Origin of the sequence: Paenibacillus sp. OAS669 (assembly GCF_014873645.1) — a bacterium.
GTDB lineage: Bacteria > Bacillota > Bacilli > Paenibacillales > NBRC-103111 > Paenibacillus_S > Paenibacillus_S vulneris.
Window position 1 is genome coordinate 227,409 of record NZ_JADBDR010000002.1, and the last position, 18,682, is coordinate 246,090.

19 protein-coding genes are annotated in these 18,682 nt (G+C 49.7%); 13 read left to right on the forward strand and 6 right to left on the reverse strand.

Going from position 1 to position 18,682, the window contains the following annotated elements:
• Window positions 1–131 precede the first annotated feature (131 nt).
• On the forward strand, window positions 132–2,486 hold the full coding sequence (locus GGC63_RS06460) for a type IA DNA topoisomerase (RefSeq protein WP_192701593.1): 2,355 nt from the start codon (window positions 132–134) through the stop codon (window positions 2,484–2,486).
• Between the two features lie 85 nt (window positions 2,487–2,571).
• On the opposite strand, the gene trhA is transcribed toward GGC63_RS06460, so the two are convergent.
• Both trhA and GGC63_RS06470 read right to left on the reverse strand, forming a co-directional pair.
• On the reverse strand, window positions 2,572–3,216 hold the full coding sequence (trhA, locus tag GGC63_RS06465) for a PAQR family membrane homeostasis protein TrhA (protein WP_192701594.1): 645 nt from the start codon (window positions 3,214–3,216) through the stop codon (window positions 2,572–2,574).
• A gap of 98 nt (window positions 3,217–3,314) precedes the next feature.
• Window positions 3,315–4,667, reverse strand: coding sequence for an N-acyl-D-glucosamine 2-epimerase (locus GGC63_RS06470; RefSeq protein ID WP_192701595.1), 1,353 nt, complete (start codon window positions 4,665–4,667; stop codon window positions 3,315–3,317).
• 438 nt (window positions 4,668–5,105) lie between these two features.
• On the opposite strand from GGC63_RS06470, the gene GGC63_RS06475 reads away from it, so the two are divergent.
• From GGC63_RS06475 to GGC63_RS06515, 9 genes are all read left to right on the forward strand, one after another.
• Window positions 5,106–6,140, forward strand: a complete 1,035-nt coding sequence (locus tag GGC63_RS06475; RefSeq protein ID WP_192701596.1) for a CobW family GTP-binding protein — start codon at window positions 5,106–5,108, stop codon at window positions 6,138–6,140.
• A gap of 57 nt (window positions 6,141–6,197) precedes the next feature.
• Window positions 6,198–6,656: a Fur family transcriptional regulator gene (locus tag GGC63_RS06480; RefSeq protein WP_079909189.1), complete on the forward strand. Its 459-nt coding sequence runs from the start codon at window positions 6,198–6,200 to the stop codon at window positions 6,654–6,656.
• Between the two features lie 327 nt (window positions 6,657–6,983).
• Complete coding sequence (locus GGC63_RS06485; protein ID WP_192701597.1) at window positions 6,984–8,075, forward strand: sulfate ABC transporter substrate-binding protein; 1,092 nt, start codon at window positions 6,984–6,986, stop codon at window positions 8,073–8,075.
• A 54-nt stretch (window positions 8,076–8,129) separates the two neighbouring features.
• Window positions 8,130–8,966, forward strand: a complete 837-nt coding sequence (gene cysT / locus GGC63_RS06490; RefSeq protein WP_079909191.1) for a sulfate ABC transporter permease subunit CysT — start codon at window positions 8,130–8,132, stop codon at window positions 8,964–8,966.
• An 86-nt stretch (window positions 8,967–9,052) separates the two neighbouring features.
• Window positions 9,053–9,937, forward strand: a complete 885-nt coding sequence (gene cysW / locus GGC63_RS06495; protein WP_192701598.1) for a sulfate ABC transporter permease subunit CysW — start codon at window positions 9,053–9,055, stop codon at window positions 9,935–9,937.
• A gap of 6 nt (window positions 9,938–9,943) precedes the next feature.
• A complete protein-coding gene (locus tag GGC63_RS06500; protein WP_192701599.1) occupies window positions 9,944–11,005 on the forward strand; it encodes a sulfate/molybdate ABC transporter ATP-binding protein in 1,062 nt (353 codons plus the stop codon).
• Window positions 11,006–11,024: 19 nt separating this feature from the next.
• A complete protein-coding gene (locus GGC63_RS06505) occupies window positions 11,025–11,834 on the forward strand; it encodes an alpha/beta hydrolase (protein WP_079909194.1) in 810 nt (269 codons plus the stop codon).
• Between the two features lie 64 nt (window positions 11,835–11,898).
• Window positions 11,899–12,111, forward strand: coding sequence for a YezD family protein (locus GGC63_RS06510; protein ID WP_079909195.1), 213 nt, complete (start codon window positions 11,899–11,901; stop codon window positions 12,109–12,111).
• 141 nt (window positions 12,112–12,252) lie between these two features.
• Complete coding sequence (locus tag GGC63_RS06515; RefSeq protein ID WP_079909196.1) at window positions 12,253–12,579, forward strand: hypothetical protein; 327 nt, start codon at window positions 12,253–12,255, stop codon at window positions 12,577–12,579.
• Window positions 12,580–12,725: 146 nt separating this feature from the next.
• Here GGC63_RS06515 and GGC63_RS06520 read toward each other — a convergent pair whose 3' ends face one another.
• Window positions 12,726–13,628, reverse strand: a complete 903-nt coding sequence (locus tag GGC63_RS06520; RefSeq protein ID WP_192701600.1) for a DMT family transporter — start codon at window positions 13,626–13,628, stop codon at window positions 12,726–12,728.
• A 174-nt stretch (window positions 13,629–13,802) separates the two neighbouring features.
• Between GGC63_RS06520 and GGC63_RS06525 the strand changes: the two genes are divergently transcribed.
• The 3 genes from GGC63_RS06525 (at window position 13,803) to GGC63_RS06535 (ending at window position 16,125) form a co-directional block, all read left to right on the forward strand.
• Complete coding sequence (locus GGC63_RS06525; RefSeq protein ID WP_192701601.1) at window positions 13,803–14,642, forward strand: transporter substrate-binding domain-containing protein; 840 nt, start codon at window positions 13,803–13,805, stop codon at window positions 14,640–14,642.
• Window positions 14,643–14,729: 87 nt separating this feature from the next.
• Complete coding sequence (locus tag GGC63_RS06530; protein ID WP_079909200.1) at window positions 14,730–15,410, forward strand: amino acid ABC transporter permease; 681 nt, start codon at window positions 14,730–14,732, stop codon at window positions 15,408–15,410.
• Window positions 15,403–16,125, forward strand: coding sequence for an amino acid ABC transporter ATP-binding protein (locus GGC63_RS06535; protein ID WP_192701831.1), 723 nt, complete (start codon window positions 15,403–15,405; stop codon window positions 16,123–16,125). The genes GGC63_RS06530 and GGC63_RS06535 overlap by 8 nt, the downstream gene beginning before the upstream one ends.
• A gap of 13 nt (window positions 16,126–16,138) precedes the next feature.
• Here GGC63_RS06535 and pyrH read toward each other — a convergent pair whose 3' ends face one another.
• The 3 genes from pyrH to GGC63_RS06550 form a co-directional block, all read right to left on the reverse strand.
• Complete coding sequence (pyrH, locus tag GGC63_RS06540; RefSeq protein ID WP_192701602.1) at window positions 16,139–16,879, reverse strand: UMP kinase; 741 nt, start codon at window positions 16,877–16,879, stop codon at window positions 16,139–16,141.
• A gap of 246 nt (window positions 16,880–17,125) precedes the next feature.
• Window positions 17,126–18,298 carry a M20 family metallopeptidase gene (locus GGC63_RS06545; RefSeq protein WP_192701603.1) on the reverse strand — a complete coding sequence of 391 codons (1,173 nt, stop codon included), beginning with the start codon at window positions 18,296–18,298 and terminating at the stop codon, window positions 17,126–17,128.
• Between the two features lie 107 nt (window positions 18,299–18,405).
• Window positions 18,406–18,597: a hypothetical protein gene (locus GGC63_RS06550; RefSeq protein WP_079909204.1), complete on the reverse strand. Its 192-nt coding sequence runs from the start codon at window positions 18,595–18,597 to the stop codon at window positions 18,406–18,408.
• Window positions 18,598–18,682: the final 85 nt, after the last annotated feature.

Consider the following 18,682-nt stretch of genomic DNA (forward strand, 5'->3'; position numbering starts at 1 on the left):
AAAGCGCTCAGGCGGGCTGGGAATGAGGACCACCCCGTCATGAGCGTTTGTTGTTTCAAGGTTTACAACAGACTCATTTTTCGTTACGATGAGTGAATAACTTCTATTATTCTCAAGGAGCGATTCCAGGTTTGAAGACTCTTGTCATTGCGGAGAAGCCGGACATGGGCCGGAATATTGCCGCCGCAATAGATTCCAAAGCAAAAAATCACCGTACTTACATTGAAGGTGAGCAATATATTATTACATGGGCGATAGGCCATCTGATCGGGCTGGCGGAGCCTGACGCCTATGACGACAGGTACAAGAAATGGAACTTCAATGACTTGCCGATCATACCGGATCAGTTCAAGCTCGTTCCCAATTATAAGACGAAGGACCAGCTGAAGGTGATTGCAGAGCTCGCGAAGCGATGCAGCCATCTGGTAAACGCCTGTGATGCCGGGCGAGAGGGGCAGCATATCTTCTCCTTAATTCAACGGCATTTGAAGCTGAAGCACCCGGTCAAGCGGCTGTGGATTTCGGATTTGACTCCGGAAACGATTCGCAAAGGCTTTGTGGAGCTGAGGGACGGCTCGGAATATGAGAACTTGACGAAGGCGGCAAGAGCAAGAAGCGAGGCGGACTGGCTGATCGGAATGAACGGCTCGCGCGCTTTTACGACCAAGCATAACGAGCTGCTGTCCGTCGGGCGGGTGCAGACACCGGTGCTCGCTATTTTGTATGACCGGCAAAAAGAAATCGAGGCGTTCCAGTCCAGCAAGTTTTATGAGGTGGAGGCGCAGTTCAAGCAAGAGGATACCGAGTATAAAGGCTTGTGGCAAGGGGATCGTATAACCGACCCAGAGAAAGCCAATGCCCTGGTTGCGAAGCTTAAAGGCAAGCCGGGAAGGATCGCAAGCTACGAGGTAAAGGATACGAAGGAGTATCCTTTCAAGCTGTATGATTTGACTCTGCTGCAGCGTGAAGCGAATGCGAAATACGGCTATTCCGCGAAGAAGACGCTGGATTTGGCTCAAGCGCTGTATGAGAAGCATAAGGTCATCAGCTACCCCAGGACAAATTCCAACTATGTGACGGAGCAAAATATCGGCGAGATGCACCGGTCGCTGGAGCAGCTGAGGGGAACCGGATATGGCCACTTGGTTGCGAATGCGGATAAAAGCAGAGTGCATAAAAACAATAAGGCGGTGTGCAATCCGGCGAAGGTGGAGGATCACCATGCGATTCTGCCTACGCATAAAAAAGCCAGCGGATTATCCAGCGATGAGCAGAATGTGTATGATTTGGTTGTCCGCCGGTTTTTATCGCATTTTTACCCGCCTGCCGAGTACAAGATGCATACGGTCATGACGGAAGTCGAGCAGGAGATGTTCAAGAGCACCATCAAGCAGCTTCTTGCCGAAGGCTGGAAGGTGATCTATGCGGATCAGAAGAAGGACAAGCCCAAATCGCGAGGAAAAGCCGATAAATCCGAAGAGGAGGAGCCGGAGGAGGAGATCAGTACGCCTTTCTCGCTTCAGCCGGAGCTTCCGGTCAAATGCGCGAAAATAGCGGCTAAGGAAAAAGAAACCCAGCCTCCGAAGGCCTACACGGAAGGAACGCTGCTCAAAGCGATGGAGGGAGCGGGCAAGCAGATTGAGGACGAGGAGCTCCGCGATGCCATGAAGGACTCGGGACTGGGGACTCCTGCCACCCGGGCATCCGTCATCGAGCGGCTCAAGCAAGTAGGATATATCGTCATGCAGGGCAAGCGCATCGTCATTACGCAGAAAGGGCGCACAGCGATCGAGCTCGTCCGCGGAGCGGGCGTCGATCTTCTGACCTCGCCCGAAATGACAGGCCATTGGGAGCGCCGCCTCAATGAGATCGCCCGCGGATTGGCCTCGGACGAAGCGTTCATGGCCAATGTCAAGAAATTCACGAACCTGATCGTCGATAAGGTTCGCGTCCAGTCGAAGGCAGCGAAGCAGGCCTTCGAGGGCGATGCCCCGTCCGCAGGCGCAGCCAAGCGGACGCGTAAGCGCGCAGCCGCGGGCGAGGCCACAGGCGGCAGCGCTGCTGCAGCGCCGGCGGCGAAGCGCACCCGCGCCAAGCGCAGCGGTGATGCCGCGGGCAAGGCGCCCGCCGGCGGCACGCGCTCGCGCCGCAGCGCGGAGTCTGCCGCGGCGGAGCCGATGCTTGCCGCAGCGGCTGCGACGGCCTTGCCGGGCATAGCCGCATGCCCGAGACCCGGCTGCCGCGGGCGCATCATCATGGGCAAGCGCGGCTACGGCTGCAGCGAGTACAAATCTGGATGCGGATTTGTGATCTGGAAGAACAGCTTCGGCGCCGAATTAACGGAGACGGCCGTCCGTTTCCTGGTGGAAAAAGGACGTACCGCCCGAATGACCTGGACAGACGAGTCAGGGAATCCCGTGGAAGGGCGGTTGGTGCTGACGGACAGAAGCACAGGCAAGCTCTCCGTAGAGCCCGTCACCGGATAATCCAATCTGTCACTTTGAACTTATTCATAATCATATCGAACGGCCCTCAACCAAACCGTCGGAGGGGCCGTTTTTTTTATTTGCATTAGTCTGCCAGCAAAGGCAGGACATAAGCATAAACGGCTACGAAGTGACATAGGCTTCCGCTGGATACGAAGATATGCCAGATGGCGTGATGGTACCGGATCCCCCGCCAAAAATAAAAGATGCTGCCTATGCTGTACAGCAGAATCCCCCCGATAAGCCATAGCATTCCTTCTTGAGACAGCACCTGCTGAAGAGGGCGTAAGATGAACACGATGAGCCAAGCCATGACCAGATACTGGCCTATGGAGAAGGTCATATAACGGCCCGGATACACCAGCTTCAAGGTGATCCCGAGACAGGTCAAGCCCCATATGAGGATAAGCATACACAGTCCCAAAGGGCCATGGCGCAATACAAGAAGGAACGGTGTGTAGGTCCCTGCAATAAGCAAATAGATTGCGGCATGATCGAGCGTTTCATATTTTGCGATTTCTTGCTCCTGAGTGGCGCTGTGCAGCAGAGTGGAGCAAACGTACAATATGACAAGCGATGCCCCGAACACCGCGCTTCCAAGTAAATGAACCATGCTCCCGCTTTTTAGCGATTGCACCAGCAGCAAGACAAATGCCGCCGAACTCAAAATAGCGGCCAACCCGTGGCTGATGGCGTTTGCCTTTTCTTCTTTCCATGACGTTGCTTCCATTCCGGTTACCACTCCCGTTGCTTCTCAAAAATAGGCTGCATTCAGCCTATCCTATCGTTCCCAGGAATGCTAAATTTTAAGCTGCCGGAATGCAAATATCAATCATTTTCCTGAGCCGCTCCTCCCACCGTAACTAAACAAGGAACAGGGGAAAGGTTTCCTTTTTTGGCCGGGAACAGCCACAGCTGGGGCGTATCCTGAATAGCAGGGATGGACAGCTGAAACAGGCCTTTCGGGAAATTGGAGCTGTGCAGCCATAAATGATTGCCGTCGACCTCCTTCACAGATACCTGAATATCGTTCGCAGGCTGGCCGTGGACATAAACTACATAGGGACCGGCTGACGCTGCAGACTTCTCGTCGATTCGTTTGGTAAATCGGACCAGAACCTGTTCCTGCCCGATCCTCCCGGCGCTGACGGCCTTAGGTGGCTCATCGTACATGTACTTGCCCAAATGGTATTCATAGGCGGTCCATGAAGCGTAGCCGAGCTTGGCAGCCGTTTCGGCAAACTTCCACAGCCATTCCCGGCTGCGCCTCATATTTTTCAACGAACCGATGTCGGTTTGAATACCTAGTGGTAAACTCGGAAATTGGGCTCGTATTCGGGAGGTGAAGGGCTCATAACGTTGAATGTAGTCCGCCGGCAGCATCCATCGCATCCAATCAGGCCAATGCGTCTGAATGAAGTGGACATCAGGCCTTACGTAAGCAATCATCGAGTTAGCATCGATCCCTTGATATTCCCTGAGCTTTTGCACTGAATCTGGCCCCGCATCGATCCCGAGTGACCAGGTGGCGATCCGGATATCGGGTCTCGCCTCTCTAACTCCATGCGTTCCGTTGATGAGCTCGAATAAAAAGTGGTTCACCGCATGGACTCGGAACTCGACCCATTGGCGGTACAGAATCGGATTTTTTTTATAGTAAAGGGGTGAGGAGGCGTATTTAAAATCCGGAATATCCGAGCCGTACTGCTGCTTGAAAGCGGCGCGCGCATAAGGGCCGACATCGCCGTATACGCTGCTGGACAACCCGTTCCATTCGGGAAAATAAGGCTCCGCTATCTCCAAGCCGTCAAAGGGATAGGTACGGACCAGCCGGGCCAGCGCTTGTTTTTTCCAGGCCACATAGCGGTAGCTGAAGGGAGAGAGACGGTAATACCCGTCGTTGACCGGCTTTAATAAGGTCATCTGCCATTCCGGCCAATCGTCGGGCAAATGCGCCGTCGTATAGGTTCCGTTGCCCAGAACCGTTGCCCATACGGCAAAGCCTCGGTCGCGCAGCTTCTTGAGCAGCTGATCATTCACTTGGGTCTCGTCGGTCACGAAATAACGGACAACCCTGTAACCTGCGATCCATAGCTCATCGGCAACGCTTTGCGGCGACCGATTCCGGTAATAGGGGAAGGTCGGATCAACCTGGATGGAAGGACCCAGCATGTTTTTCATTATGGAACCACCTTTCCTGCGAAGCTGACGTTCTTTGACAAACGATATAAGCTCTTACAGCTGCATATGTTTAAGAATACCAAATTAGTCGGCCCGATAGGACAGTTTCAAAACCCTTAGTCCGTTTGGTTTATAATAGATGAATACATTTTATGGCTATTACTAGATAGACGATGCATAAAAACGTTTGTTATTATGAGGTGAAAGGGAAGCTGCTGCATGAATCGGAGAAAAGAGAGCTGGCTGTCGTTTCAGGAACTTTATATTTGATCTCTGATGTCCGGTCTCGGCTTATGTATCAAAAGGATTCGTACAAAGGATGGTAATGGTGATTTGTTAATAGTAATAATTACTCATAATTGACATTGCCATCGGTAAGAGCTACAATTTTCTTATACGATGATTTTATTTGCAGATAGGCGAGGAGAGAAAGCGATCATGACAAAGGCCGTACCCGTACACATTTTATCCGGATTTCTGGGGAGCGGTAAGACGACGCTACTATCGCAGGCCATTGAATATTATAAGCAAAGCGGCAAAAAGCCCGCAGTGCTCATGAATGAGCTGGGCGATGTCAATTTGGACGGCATGCTGGTGGAAGACGATGTTCCGATGACCGAGATGCTGAGCGGTTGTATATGCTGCACGATCCGTGGGGATCTGGGGCTAGAGCTGAGGGACTTGATCCGGGATAATGACCCCGATGTGATATTCGTTGAATGTACGGGTGCAGCGAACCCGATTGAAATATTGGATGGTGTGACCGATGCTTCGCTGTTAACGGAGCTTGAATTAAAATCCGTTATTACGGTCATCGACGCCGCTCAATTTCAAAAGCAGCATGAAGGAGGGAAGAGCAAAACCTTCCGTCTTATGCAGGATCAAATTCGCTGCGCGACGCAGCTGATTTTAAACAAGATCGATTTGGTTCCAATCGATGCGATTGCAGCTATTGAACAAGGCCTTCGCGAGCTGAACCCGATTGCTCCCATGACGGCGACGGTTCGCTGTCAAGTCGATATGAGCTTGTTTGATCGGTTAACAGAAGCTGAAGGGACGGTTACGGCATCGGAGCACGCGCATAGTGAAGCGGATCATGCTCATTGTCACGTGGAAGATGGCGTGTGCACAGACCCGTCTCATCATCACGATCACCATACCGGACATGGACACGAGATGCATCACTCCCATGATCATGTCATGGTGTACACCCATTATTTTAGCAAACCTATTGATAGTGAGGAATTTGAGGCGCTGGTCGGCAGACTGCCACAAGAGGTATATCGCGCCAAAGGCATTCTTCGTTTTTCGGATACGGCCAGCTTGTTTTTATTCCAATACGCTTACCATGAAATGGATTTTGTAAAAATAACTCCCAAGGAAGATTTGCCTAATGTAGCCGTATTTATCGGGGAGCATTTTTCGAAGGAAAGGCTCGCGGCGGAACTGGCGGCACTGGAGCGAGAGGATTGACTCCGTTGGCAAAATCGGGCATTATTAACCTAAGTATGCATAAATTGAGGGATAACTATGTCAAATCATGAGCATGAACAACATACGCAAGAAACCATTCAGGAAATGGTCCGGGCGATGGCCAATAAAGGATGGCGAATTACGGATCAACGCAAGAGCTTGGCTGCTTTATTTGCGGAGGCCGAAGGGTATTTGTCCCCCAAGGATGTCTATGAGTCCATGAGGCAAAAGTATCCTGGCGTCAGCTTTGATACGGTATATCGGAACCTTCGTCTGTTAAGTGAAATGGGCGTGCTGGAGCAGTTTTATTTGAATGAGGGCGTGAAATTTCGTGCGCGCTGCCAATCGCATCATCATCACCATATGATCTGTCTGCAATGCGAGAAAACCGTTACCTTCGAATTTTGTCCGATGAAGCATGTTCCCAATTTGCCGGGAGGCTTTCAAATTATGAACCACCGATTTGAAATTTTTGGCTATTGTGATGACTGTGCGGCTAAAGCAACGAACCAATAATGTATAACCAAAGAGCCTTTGGATCCTGGGTGATCCGAAGGTTTTTTTGCTATATAGAGTCCCCGCAAGCACTTGAATCGGCTTTGACGCCAAGAGCTGCCTTACGGGGTTATTTTGCTTTTGATAAAATGCTAAAAAACGATTGACACATTTCACCAGCGGTGCTAATATACTGACTATAAATCATAGTAATCAGATCGGAATAAAAGTTAATCAACCGGACCACCGGAGATTTCAAGCCGAGATAAGGAGACGAAAGCTTCTTATTGAACAACAGATTACATATGGTTCGACTTGGTCCTATATAAATGAGGGGAGAAAATAAATATGTCGAATGTACGCCTGTTGAATTGGAAAAAGTGGTCCGTTGTCAGTTTAGTCAGTTTATCCTTGCTGGGTCTTACCGCATGCGGCGGAGGAGCAGGAGCCCCTGCGGCGGGAACGGCTCCGACAGGCTCGCCGGACAATAAGACGGCAGCGGCAAAGCCCGTAGAGCTTCTCAACGTATCCTATGACCCTACACGCGAACTGTACCAGGATTATAACAAAGCATTTGCAACCTATTGGAAAAATAAAACAGGCCAATCCGTTACCTTCAAGCAATCCCACGGCGGCTCCGGCAAACAAGGGCGATCGGTGATTGACGGTCTGGAGGCGGATGTCGTAACATTGGCACTCGCTTATGATATTGATGCGATCCAGGAGGCGGGCTTGATTCAGAAGGATTGGCAGAAGAAGCTGGCCAACAACAGCTCTCCTTACACTTCAACGATAGTTTTCCTGGTTAAAAAAGGGAATCCCAAAGGGATCAAGGACTGGGACGATTTGATCAAACCGGGTGTTCAGGTTATTACCCCGAATCCGAAGACATCGGGCGGCGCCCGCTGGAATTACGTAGCCGCTTGGGGCTATGCATATCAGAAGTATGGAAAGGATGAGGCCAAAGCGAAGGATTTCGTCCAACAGCTGTTCAAAAACGTGCCGGTGCTGGATTCCGGGGCCCGTGATTCTACAACGACCTTCGTACAGCGCGGCATTGGTGATGTCTTGATTGCCTGGGAAAATGAAGCTTACTTGTCTATTAACGAGTTTGGCAAAGATAAATACGAGATTGTAACGCCTTCTATCAGCGTGCTGGCTGAGCCTCCGGTTGCAGTTGTCGATAAAGTCGCCGATAAAAAAGGAACCCGTGAAGTAGCACAAGCGTACCTGGAATACTTGTACTCCGAGGAAGGCCAAAATATTGCAGCTAAAAATTACTACCGTCCTCGTCTGGAAGCGGTAGCCAAGAAATATGAATCCCAATTCAGTAAAATCAACCTGTTCACCATAGACGATGAACCGTTCGGCGGATGGACGAAGACGCAGAAGACGCATTTTAACGATGGCGGTGTGTTTGACCAAATCTATAAGCCATAACTTTAAGAGATAGAGTAGGAATGAAAGAGTATGAAAGTCAGAGGAGAGAAATCCATGGCAAAAGGTTGGAAAGAGCGCAGTATATTACCTGGTTTTGGATTGTCGATGGGCTTCACGGTGTTATATCTCAGTTTAATCGTCCTCTTTCCGTTATCTGCCATCTTCATAAAAACGTCAGGGTTGTCATGGGTGCAGTTTTGGCACGTGGTCACGGATCCGCGTGTCCTCGCATCCTACAAAATCAGCTTCGGGACGGCTATCGGGGCTGCATTGGTTAACACGGTATTCGGATTTATCGTTGCCTGGGTCCTTGTACGATATTCTTTTCCGGGCAAACGGTTCATAGACGCGCTGGTTGATCTTCCGTTCGCTCTGCCTACAGCCGTAGCGGGGATTGCCTTGACCACGATCTATTCGCAAAATGGCTGGATCGGCAGTATTCTCGAGCCCCTTGGCATCAAGGTTGCCTTTACCCCTATCGGCATCGCGCTTGCCCTTACGTTTATCGGCATTCCCTTTGTTGTACGCACACTGCAGCCGGTTATCGAGGAGCTGGAGAAGGATATTGAGGAGGCAGCGGTTAGTCTTGGTGCGCGCAGATGGAGAACGTTCAGGAAAATTATTTTTCCCGAGCTGCTGCCGGCCTTGTTGACCGGATTTACGCTAGCTTTCGCCAGAGCGGTGGGAGAGTACGGCTCCGTCGTTTTCATCTCGGGGAACATGCCGATGAAGACCGAAATTGCCCCGCTGCTTATCATGACCAAACTGGAGCAGTACGATTATGCAGGAGCAACCGCTATCGCGCTTGTCATGCTGGTCATTTCATTCCTGATGCTGCTAGTCATCAACTTCATCCAATGGCGGGCGAACCGCTTGAATGTATCGAATTAACGCTTACGATGTAAGTTTTGTACAGCAAAACTCAGCAACGCTTACGATGTAAGTTTTGCACAGCAAAACTCTGAGGAGGGACCCCCATGGCCGGATACGTGGCAACCGTAAAAATAGGTTCGGGAGTTAAGGATAGGCCCAAGCACATTACCGAACCGGCGGTCGTGAAATGGATTTTAATCGCCATTGCAATAGCATTCCTGGGCTTTCTGCTTGTGCTTCCGCTCATTTCAGTGTTTGTCGAGGCATTCCGAAAGGGCAGCGAAGTGTACTTCAAGGCATTTTCCGATCCGGATGCCGCAGCAGCCATAAGACTGACTCTAATGACGGCGGCCATTGCCGTTCCGCTCAATCTAGTGTTCGGCGTCGCGGCAGCATGGGCGATTACCAAGTTCAAATTTAAAGGGAAAAATATACTCATTACTCTAATAGATCTTCCTTTCGCCGTATCGCCCGTCATCTCCGGTTTGATCTATGTGTTATTATTCGGAGCCAGAGGGTGGTTCGGGCCCTGGCTGGGAGAGCATGATATCAAAATCATATTCGCGCTGCCGGGCATTGTGCTCGCAACGGTATTCGTTACATTCCCCTTTGTAGCGCGCGAGCTAATCCCTCTGATGCAGGCGCAGGGCGTTCAAGAAGAGGAAGCCGCCGTAACGCTAGGCGCCAAAGGCTGGCGCATCTTCTGGAAGATAACGCTGCCCAACATTAAATGGGGGCTCTTGTACGGGATCATCTTGTGTAACGCAAGAGCGATGGGAGAGTTCGGCGCTGTTTCCGTCGTCTCGGGACACATCCGCGGTTCAACGAACACGGTTCCGCTCCATATTCAAATCTTGTATAACGAGTACAACTTCGCAGGCGCTTTTGCCATGGCATCCTTGCTGGTGCTGCTTGCAATTATCACGCTTGTGGTAAAGTCGGTCATTGAATGGAAGTTTAACGGTTTGAAGCAGCAGGAAGGGGAGTAAGAGAGCATGCATATCGTAGCCAAACACTTGATGAAAAGCTTTGGCCGCTTTCAAGCCACCAAAGACGTCAGTTTTGAGATTGAAAAAGGAAAGCTGATCGGCCTGCTCGGACCGAGCGGCGGCGGTAAAACGACCATCCTGCGTATGCTGGCAGGCCTGGAGGAGCCGGACTCCGGGGAGATTTTGTTTCACGGACAAAAGGTGAATCATCTTCCTCCCCAGGAGCGGGGCATCGGATTTGTATTTCAGAATTACGCGCTGTTTCGCCATATGAGTGTATTTGAAAATATCGCCTTCGGCTTGTCGGTTCAGAAGCGGCCGAAGTCGGAGATCAAAGCCCGGGTCAGCGAGCTGGTGGAGCTTACTGGACTGAAGGGTCTGGAAAAGAGGCTGCCTCACCAGCTATCGGGGGGACAACGGCAGCGGGTTGCTTTTGCCCGGGCCATTGCCCCTGAGCCTCAGCTGCTGCTGCTCGATGAGCCTTTTGCCGCCATTGATGCGAAGGTCCGCAAGGAGCTGCGCACTTGGCTTAAGGATATGATCAATCGGGTCGGAATTACGACCATCTTCGTCACCCACGATCAGGAGGAGGCGGTCGAGGTAGCCGATCAGATCATGATCATCAATCAAGGAGCCTTGGAGCAAAAGGGGACGCCGATCGATATTTATCAAAATCCGGAAACACCGTTCGTCGCCGGATTTATCGGGGAATCGAACAGTCTGGAACGCATCAATACGTTCAAAGGCTTTGAGAAAGCCGAGCTGCAGGACGCCAAAGCCATTATCCGGCCTGAATTTGTCGAAATCGGGTTCTCCAGCGAAATCTCGTTTCCTTCCGCTACAGAGATGGGCACGGTCAAAAACATTTATTTCCGCGGCACCAACTGGCAGGTGGAGGTAGAGGTGCATGACCAGATCTTATTCGCATACAGATCCTTGGAGCTTGAGACGTTAAAACCGGGTGATCCGGTACAGGTTCTTATTCATCGGGTTTATTTGTTCAATGATAGGGAAAATCTAACGGTGGAGAACGGTTTGAAAATCGATCCGCTGCCGGTACACATTTAATCGAAAGGAAGAGTTGTCAATGGAACATCACATCACAATACAAAGCGAATATGCGGAGCTGGCGGCAACTCTTCATTATCCTGCGTCGACCGGGTCCAAAAATCCAATTATTATTATCGCCCACGGATTTATCGGCAACCGGATCGGCGTCGACCGGCTGTTTGTCAAAGCGGCAAGGGAGTTTAGCGAACAAGGCTACATGGTGCTGCGGTTTGATTTTGCAGGATGCGGAGAGAGCTCCGGGGATTACGGGTCCGGCGGGCTGGATGCGATGATCGACCAAACCCGTTCTGTCATTGATTATGCCTTGAAGATCGATTGCGTAGATCCTGCCCGTGTCATTCTTCTCGGCCACAGCCTGGGGGGTGCAGTAGCTGTACTTACCGCTGCTAGAGATAAAAGAATTAAGTCGCTGGTGCTTTGGTCCGCCGTGGCTCATCCTTTTAACGATATCATAAAGATTATTGGCAAAAAAACATATGAGGAAGCCGTTCAATTGGGTTCCTCCGATTACTTGGGCTATTCCTTCAAGCCTGCCTATTTCGAATCGCTAGCAGGTCATCAGCCTCTGGAGCAAACCCGAAAGTTTACCGGAGATGTGTTCGTCGTGCATGGAACGAATGATGATGTGATTCCCGTTGATTACTGCTTCCTGTATCAAAAGCTGTTCTGGTTAAGATCGCAGGGACAATGCGACAAAGAGGTTATTTTCCAAGCGGATCATACGTATTCCTCCGGTCAAGCCTATATTCAACTGATTTCGGCTACGAAAAACTGGCTGTTATCCTTAGAGAAACGAAGAAACGACTGGTACGACTGGACAATCTGACATTATTTTTTTAGTCTATATTCCGACAAAAAACATAGGAATAATATTAATGGAGGGATGGCAAATGGCAAAACCGTTACAAGTAGATGAACTGTGGAGCAGCAGAATTGTGAACTCTGTTAATGGATTGGAGTACGGCACGGTGCAGATTGTGGTGCATGACGGCAGAATCGTACAAATTGAGAGGACCGAACGTAAAAGATTCGAGTCTGAAGCCGCTTTACGGGATCAGCATGCTGTAGATGCCAGACAACAAGGAAACCGCCGCAAAGGCTGAACTATATAGCTGTCGACCGGTATACCGGAGACTGTTCGAAAATTCGCGAATTCCCTTTAGGAATTGCGGATAATCGGGCGGTCTTTTTGGTTTCTATAGCAGGATGACTCTATTACCTTAAATCTGGGGGAGTGAAGTTCGATGATAGCCAATGTGGAATCATGGTCCGAATTGAGTGAATCGGAAGTATTGCATTTGCCGGATATCCAGTTTGTCACGTATTGCTTTCAAACGTTCGGTTTGAATCGTGGGATCTATAATACGATAGACCAATGGTTATACAATTTCGGATATAAGAATGTGCTTCAGCGGCGGAGCGCTACCGTATCCTTTTTGAACCTCGTTAAGGAAAAGAACGGAGCGGAGCGCACTAACGGCAGCATCCTTCGTTTTGGCAAAGGCGGCGTGACCAAGCAGCTGTATGATTTTATCCATCTCCCCGTCCCGGTGTTTCTGAATCAGAATTAATGATCTGAATAAATGATTTCCTTCAGGCATCCACTATGAAATCTGGTGGGCGAAGACTCCGCTCCTTTAATATGCTGTAACGCACCAAAACGGCCTCCGTACGCGGAGCGCCGTTTTTCATTTTTCTCTACCCTATCATGAATCTGCTACTGAGCTTTTTGCGGCTCATACCGGACATGATTGTTTCTAATGAATATCCATACGCCGAATATAAGCAAAAGACCTGCAGCAACCTGAATCGCATTAATGGATTCCCCCAAGATTATCCAGGCTAAAAGGGTGGCTCCTATCGGCTCCCCCAAGACGGCGCTGGACACGGAGGCTGCGTTAACATACTTGAGCGCCCAATTGAACAGAACATGGCCGAATACTGTAGGCACAATAGCTAAGAGCAGAAATAAGACATATTCGTTAATCGAGTAATCAATGAACGAATATCCGTTAAAGCCGTTGTAGATGGCAAAGCATATCCCGGCCACTAAGAATACGACAAAGCTGTACAGCAGAGAGGGGATATGCTTGCTCAGTTTTTGACCCAGAAGCATATGTACCGCCACGGCAGCAGTCCCCAGAAGTGAGAGCAGATCCCCTAGCAATGCGCTCCCCGAAACGGTAAAGTCTTTAAACCCAATCATCATAGCGGCTAAGACCGCAAGGCAGATTCCGGCCACAGCGGCTGTGGTTGTCCGTTCCCGATAAACGATGAAGGCTCCGGCCAGAACAAAGATTGGCTCTAAAGTAAGAAGCACGGTGGAGCTTGCTACCGACGTGTATTTCAAGGAAGCCATCCATAGCAGGAAGTGAAGGCCGAGAGCTGCACCGGAGCCGATAAGCAAGAGCCAATCCTTTCTGGATAGCTTCTTAATTTCTGGTATATATTTCCACATCATAGGCAGCATCAGCAGGTTTGTAATGAAGAGTCTGTACATCCCGGATACCGAGACCGGTGCTGATGACAGCTTGACGAAGATAGATGAGAACGAGATGGCTATGATCCCTGCGGTAAAAACTATCCACAATGGGAAAGGGCTTCTTTTATTGGTAATCATTGCTATTCCTCCGATGGTAGCTGCTTCAAAACCTTTTTATTATACTAAACTATGGGGGAGTAATGCTAGAGCGAATCATAGATTTTCTAACCCTCTGTCGTAAAGATTACGTTATTGTCAAAGCGGGGCATGTGGGATATAATGTGGAAGTTATTTAGAAAGGAGAATTGACCAATGTTTAAATCGAAAGTTATCATTCTTATGCTTTTAAGCCTGGTTCTGCTTCTATCGGCATGCGGACAAAAACCGGCAGCAGATTCTTCCTCGGCTGGCGCAGGTAAACCGGAAGAGGCTAAGGCGACCAAGCTGGAGCAAATTAAAAAATCGGGCAAAATTGTCGTAGGTACTAGCGCCGACTATCCTCCTTATGAGTTTCATAAAGAAGTCAACGGCAAGGATACGATCGTAGGCTTTGATATTGAGATTGCCAAAACTCTAGCCAAAGATCTGGGTGTCACGCTTGAAATTAAAGATTTGAAATATGAAGGCTTGCTGCCAGCATTGGAAGCGGGCAATATCGACTTCATCATCTCCGGAATGACGCCGACGCCGGAACGTCAGCAAAGCGTAGATTTCACCAAAATCTACTATACAGCGGTGCAAACGGTGGTTATTCGTGCGGAGGACAAGGATAAATACAAATCTATCAAAGATTTGGAAGGCAAGAGAGTCGGCGCACAAAAAGGTGCTACGCAGGAACAAATCGTGACTAAGCAAATGCCGGGCTCCGAGATGAAGGCTCTTGGCAAAATCTCCGACCTGATGCTGGATTTGAAGAGCAAGAAGACAGAAGCTTTAGTAGTTGAGCAGCCTGTAGCAACTGCTTACTTGTCCAAAAATCCGGATCTGATCATTTCGGATATCAAATTGTCTACGGAAGACAGCGGTTCTGCTATCGCAGTGAAGAAAGGAAGCTCCGATCTGGTGGATGCAATGAATGCTTCGCTGGACAAGCTGATGAAGGACAAAACCGTGGATAAATTTGTAATGGAAGCGAACGATTTGGTGGAATAATAAGACCAAGCACGATAACAAAAACCTGTGCGGAGATCCGTCGGGTTTTTGTTTGGTTTATTACAACTAGAAGAAGGAGCCGATCCGGTGGATTTTTCTTTTTTGCCTAAGTACTACATGTTTTTCTTGAATGGCGCCAAGGTAACCTTGCTGTTGTCTTTGTTTACCGTCATTATCGGTGTTATTCTCGGGGTAATCCTGGCTCTGATGCGCCTATCCCGGATAGCTCCATTGAAGATGATCGCCACTGCGTACATCGAGTTTATTAGAGGAACTCCGCTTCTTGTACAGCTGTTTTTGTTTTACTACGGCTTGCCGAAGCTTGGAATCCAATTCCCGGAGGTTCCCGCCTTGGGGACTGCATTCCCTGAATTTATGGCCGGGGTCGTTGCATTATCGGTTAACAGCGCGGCTTATGTGGCCGAGACATTCCGTGCAGGGATTCAAGCCATCGATAAAGGACAGATGGAGGCGGCGAGATCGCTTGGTATGCCTCACAGCATGGCTATGCGCTTCATTATTCTGCCGCAGGCGATTCGCAACGTGCTGCCTGCTCTAGGCAACGAGTTCATCGTCATTATCAAAGAATCGTCCATCGTGTCCGTCATCGGAATCAGCGAGTTGATGTACAACGCGGATACGGTTCGCGGTAATTCTTTCCGTCCGTTCGAACCGCTCATTATCGCCGCGCTTATTTACTTTGTCATCACCTTCACGTTATCCAAGATTCTCGGTATTGCCGAAAGGAGGATGAGGACCTCTGATTAAAGTAACGGATTTGCACAAATCTTTTGGTAACCACCATGTATTGACCGGGATTGATATCGATATCGCCAAGGGAGAAGTCGTCGTAGTTATTGGACCCAGCGGTTCCGGAAAAAGTACGTTCCTGCGCTGCTTGAACCTGCTGGAACAGCCGACGGGAGGCGATGTCGTATTCGAAGGGATCTCGCTGCTGAATGGGAAGACGGATATTAATAAGCTGCGTCAAAAAATGGGCATGGTGTTTCAGCAGTTCAACCTGTTCCCGCATATGACGGTTCTGGAAAATATTACGTTAGCTCCCCGCAAGCTGAAAGGCATGAGTACGGAAGAGGCGAATAAAATCGCTCATGAGCTGCTTCGCAAAATCGGGCTCCTGGATAAAGCGGACCGGTACCCGGGTCAGCTCTCCGGCGGACAAAAGCAAAGAATCGCCATCGCACGTGCGCTGGCCATGTCGCCGGATATGCTGTTATTCGACGAGCCCACGAGTGCACTGGATCCGGAAATGGTTGGGGAAGTGCTCGATGTCATGAAGCAGCTGGCCAAGGACGGCATGACCATGGTGGTAGTCACCCATGAGATGGGCTTTGCCCGGGAAGTGGGCAGCCGCCTCGTCTTTATGGACGGCGGCAAAATTATCGAGCAGGGGAATCCGGCGGAGGTATTCGCGAATCCCCAGCAAGCAAGAACGAAGGAGTTTTTGAGCAAGGTGCTGTAAGCTTAAGCCCTGCCTACTCTCTATATGCGATAGGGGCGCCGTGATAGATTGCGGTTCCGACCGGCTCTCCTTCGCAAATTGCTTTCATGGAGCCGGCATTATCGAAGTTAAACACGAACACCGGCAGCTTGTAATCTCTAGCGAGAATAAAGGCCGATTGATCCATGACTGTCAGGTTTTGGTTCAGCACTTCGTCATACGGCAAGGAAGCGTACGGTCTGGCCGATGGGTTCAACCTAGGGTCACTGTCCAGAACGCCATCAACCCCTTGCTTCGCAACAAGAATTGCGTCACAGTTTACTTCAAGTGCACGCTGGACCGACGGATAGTCCGTTGTTACATAAGGCTGGCCATTGCCGCCGGCAAAAATCACAATATAGCCTTTTTCAAGATGATGGATGGCGCGCAGCCGAATGTAAGGCTCGGCAACCGAATTTACGGGGAACGAAGACATCACCCGGACCTCTTTGCCCGTCTTTAGCTTCAGTACCCCCCTCAGCATCAAGCTGTTAATCACCGTGGCCAATGTGCCGATATTATCTGCCTCCACACGTTCAATACCCCAATACTCGGCCATATTTCCCCGGAATATATTGCCGCCTCCAATAACAATGGAAACCTCGATTCCCATCGCTATCACACTTTCGATTTCCCGGGCGATATGCTCCAGACGGTCAGGATCAAAGCCGAAATCATTGGCTCCTGCAACGGCGCCGCCGCTTAGCTTGATCAGAATGCGATTGTACCTGGACATTTGCTGCACCTCCATAAAAGTGACTTTTAAGAACAAAGAACAAGTCTTGGGGCAAAAAAAAGAACTAAAGCACAAGGCCTTAGTTCTTCATTGCCGTTATAAGCTGAATAGGAAAGAGCGGTCCGTGCTGCTTGCAAGACTTCAGAATTGAATTCATCCTATCGTCTCCTTCCTAAGATCACCATTAAGAGAAGCATAGCAGAAGCTAATTGGCATTTCAATCCTTTTTTTACTGCGATTGCTTGCTTAGGCTCTATTCAAGCTTTTCTTGAATTCATCACGGATGGCCTTCAAAATGTCGGGATTGGCAATCGCATCATATGCGGTGTTCGCCAACACTTTGGCTCCAAGAAGCATTCCTTCGAAGGCGCGATCCTTCATCGCGAGATCACGGAATTCCTTGGTATGAAGAAGATGGACTTCATCGATAACCTTAATATAAGGATGGATGGTCGGACAATGTCTCGATACATTTCCGAGATCGACGGAGCCGTGATCCTTACCGTACTGGATTTCTTCCTCCTTGACGCCCATAGCGATCAAATTTTTGGTAAACAGGTCGGATAGGGTCTGGTTGGTAATGAGCTCATCATAGGAGAACTCGTAATTGGAGGTCTTGAGCGTACAACCGGTTTGGAGAGCGGCCCCTTCGGCACAACGCATGACCTTTTGCACGACCTCATCAGTGTAAGGCCGGTTGGATGACCGCACATAAAATTGCGCGGAGGCATAATCCGGAATGATGTTAGCCGCTTTCCCGCCCTCCGGAATGATCCCGTGAATCCGAACGTGGCTTTGGAGCTGCTGCCTGAGCGCATTGATCGACTGGAAGAGCAGCAATACGGCATCCAATGCATTAACGCCTTCATAAGGGCTTGCCGCGGCATGTGCGGCTTTGCCGAAATATTCGAATTGAATGGCATCCATGGCCAACGATTCTCCGGATTTCTCGTACGTATGATAGGGGTGAGCCATCAGGGCAAAATCAACATCGTCGAACAAGCCTTCGGCCGACATGGGGACTTTGGCGCCTTTGGTTTCTTCGGCCGGTGTGCCATAGACACGAATGGTACCGCCGGTTTCACGAATGACCGATTGCAGTCCGATCGCCGCCGCAATGCCCATCGTTCCAATGATATGATGGCCGCAAGCATGCCCCAGATCGGCCAGCGCATCATACTCGCATAGAAAAGCAACGACAGGGCCGGGCTTTCCGCTGGAAAACGTACCGATAAAAGCGGTAGGCAAATCCAGCACCGGATTTTGAATTTCAAATCCATGGCGCTTCAGCTCATCCATCAGCCGGCGTGAGGCTAACCATTCTTCATGCCCAAGCTCGGGATGCTCTCCGATATAGCGCGAGATTTCAATAAATGTATCCGCATGTTGATCGATAGTTGCTGCAATGGTTGTTTTCATGGTTTCTCAAACTCCTTTGGTGAAGCTTTTTGTATAAGTTCATTATATACAAAAAGATCCCCTCTGCCCAATGGGGGAGGAGATCTGTATTCATATGCACGATTAAGCTATTGAACCGTTTTCCTCTTGGGATCAAGCAAAATTTGATCCTCTAATGAACGTTTAATTTTACTCATGGCGTCCACTTCCAATTGATGATTCTGAGGAAAACGTACACCTGTTAAAGCCAATGCCTCATTTAAAGTCAACTCAACGGAAATGGTCTGTTTGTCCTGCTGGTTTTGAGCTTGGTAAGCCATATCAAATCGCTCCTTTACATGATCGTTATGCTGTATCAAGATAGGGGATTCCAGCTGCAATGAGAGTGCCATGTCAGCAAAAAAC